Genomic DNA, 2,154 nt, shown 5'->3' with positions numbered 1-2,154 from the left:
AATACGCTGCGGTGGACCAGCGCACCGGCAGGTGCCAGCGGGTCGGCTATCGGCCCGGGGGCCTGGGCCAGGGCCGGCCATGGCGGCAAGAGCGCGGCGGCGGCCAGGGCACCGCGCAGGAGCAAGAACGAACGGAAAGGGACGAGGGGGCGCGCACGGCGATCTCCTGAGCAAGGGCGAAACCAGCGGCCGCCGATCCGCGCGCCGCCGGTGGCGGGTGCGGATCGCGGACGCACTTCGGGCGTCGGGGCTCAGGAAATGGGTGGCTTGATGGCCTGTGCGGCCAGGGCGCTGGCAAAGCGGCGCTCTGCCAGGGGCAGGGGCGCACGGGGCAGCGCGGTGCGCGCGGGGTCCGCCAGCGCGGGCGTCAACATGGCCGAGTGGCAGATGCCGCAGGCCGAGCAACCGCCGTCATGGGCGTGGTGGCTGGTGTGGGGGGATGCATCGCCTGTGCCACCGTGGGGTGCCTCCGCGGCCCCGGCCGAAGGGGCGGTGGCCTCGCCATGGCAGGGCGGCAGCGCCGCGGCATCGGAGGGCGCCGCGGTGTGCAGGGTGTGCGCCGGGGGCGTGTCGGATCGCGGTTCGGCCGCTGCATGGGCCGAATGCACCGCCGTGCCCACCGCTGGCAGCATGCCGGCCGCCATGGCATTGCCCGCCAGGCCCCGAAGGGCCATGAGCACGATGAGAAAGAGGAACATGCCGCGGCGCATAGGCGGGAATGATAGCCCCGCGCTGCGGGAGTTCCGGGCGGAGCCTGCGCCGGCTACATGGCCATGTAGCGGCCCGGGCGGTGGTTCATCGCCACGACCAGGTTGAGCGCCACGGCGCCCGCGATGGACCAGAGCACGCGCATGGGGTCCACCGTGAACAGCGCCAGCAGCACGATGCAGCAGTCCACTGCCATCTGGACCTTGCCCGCACGCCAGCCGTAGCGGTCCTGCAGGTACAGCGCCAGGATGCCTATGCCGCCCAGGCTGCACCGGTGGCGGAACAGCACCAGAAAGCCCGTGCCCGTGATGAGCCCGCCCGCCACCGCGGCATAGAGCGGCTGCAGCGCGACGAATTCCATCAGGCCCGGCTGGGCCTCGGTCAGCACCGACAGCAGCACCACGGCCACGAAGGTCTTCAGGGTGAAGCTGCGCCCCATCTTGCGCCAGGCCAGCCAGTAGAACGGCAGGTTGAGCAGGAAGAAGAGCTTGCCGAAGCCCATGTCGGTCGCGTAGTGCAAAAGAAAGGCAAGCCCCGCCGTGCCGCCCGTGAGCAGGCCGGCGCTGCCGAAAAAGCCCACGCCCACCGAAATGAGCAGCACGCCCGTGAACAGGGCGGCGGTGTCTTCGGTGGCGGTGTGGGGAACCATGGTGGGCGGGGATGTCGGGGTAGGCGGGACGGGGGTGCTCATGCGGGAAGAGGGGGCGGCGTGGCCGGGGAACGGGGCCTCTTGAAGGGCTCGCGGTCTGGCGCCGTTGAAGAAGGTGGGCGGATTCTAGGAGGTGTCGAACCCATGATTACCCCACGGGCCGCCTGCGCCCGCACGCGAATGTGCGAAGTGCCACGTTCAAATCGCGAAAGCCGGCGAGGCCACGGGCCGGTCCCTCCCCGTGCCGGCCGGTGGCGCGCCGCAACTTCAGCGAAAACCGGCCGGTGCCGGGGTTTCGATTGTGCCGGTTGCTATTTTTTTGATAGCGATTCGCTGCGCAGCATGCGCAGGCCGTTCGCCACCACCAGCAGGCTGGCGCCCATGTCCGCGAACACGGCCATCCACATCGTGGCGTGCCCCGCCAGCGCCAGGCCGAAGAACACCGCCTTGATGCCCAGTGCCAGCACGATGTTCTGCATCAGCACGGCATGCGTGCGGCGCGACAGGCGCACGGTCTCGGCCACGCGGCGCAGGTCGTCGTTCATGATGACCACGTCGGCCGTCTCCATCGCCACGTCGGTGCCGGCGCCGCCCATGGCGAAGCCGATGTCGGCCTTGGCCAGGGCGGGCGCGTCGTTGATGCCGTCGCCCGCCATGGCGGTCATGCCGTGCTTTTGCTGCAGCGCGGCGATGGCCGACAGCTTCTGCTCGGGCAGCAGGCCCGCCTGCACCTCGTCGATGCCGGCCTCGCGCGCGGCCGCCTGGGCCGCTGCGGCGTGGTCGCCGGTGAGCATCAC

The 2,154-nt window shown here is 70.9% G+C and carries 3 protein-coding genes; all 3 read right to left on the bottom strand.

All coding sequences use genetic code 11. The annotated features are described in order from the left end of the window. Positions 1 to 251: 251 nt before the first annotated feature. The gene (locus AC27KI_RS23285; protein WP_487116085.1) at positions 252 to 698 is read right to left on the bottom strand and encodes a hypothetical protein; all 447 of its coding nucleotides are present in this window, start codon (positions 696 to 698) and stop codon (positions 252 to 254) included. A gap of 65 nt (positions 699 to 763) precedes the next feature. Next, the gene (locus AC27KI_RS23280; protein WP_487116083.1) at positions 764 to 1,399 is read right to left on the bottom strand and encodes a YitT family protein; all 636 of its coding nucleotides are present in this window, start codon (positions 1,397 to 1,399) and stop codon (positions 764 to 766) included. Positions 1,400 to 1,668: 269 nt separating this feature from the next. Further along, positions 1,669 to 2,154, bottom strand: a 486-nt coding sequence (locus AC27KI_RS23275; protein WP_487116081.1) for an HAD-IC family P-type ATPase, incomplete at its 5' end; no start/stop codon positions are given.

This window comes from Acidovorax sp. KPB24-03 (assembly GCF_057546605.1).
This window is presented reverse-complemented; position numbering and strand designations above follow the sequence as displayed.

Excerpts from the sequence above, each read along its gene's own strand:
- AC27KI_RS23285 (WP_487116085.1), bottom strand. The coding sequence starts at position 698 with ATGTTCCTCTTTCTCATCGTGCTCATGGCCCTTCGGGGCCTGGCGGGC.
- AC27KI_RS23280 (WP_487116083.1), bottom strand. The coding sequence starts at position 1,399 with ATGAGCACCCCCGTCCCGCCTACCCCGACATCCCCGCCCACCATGGTT.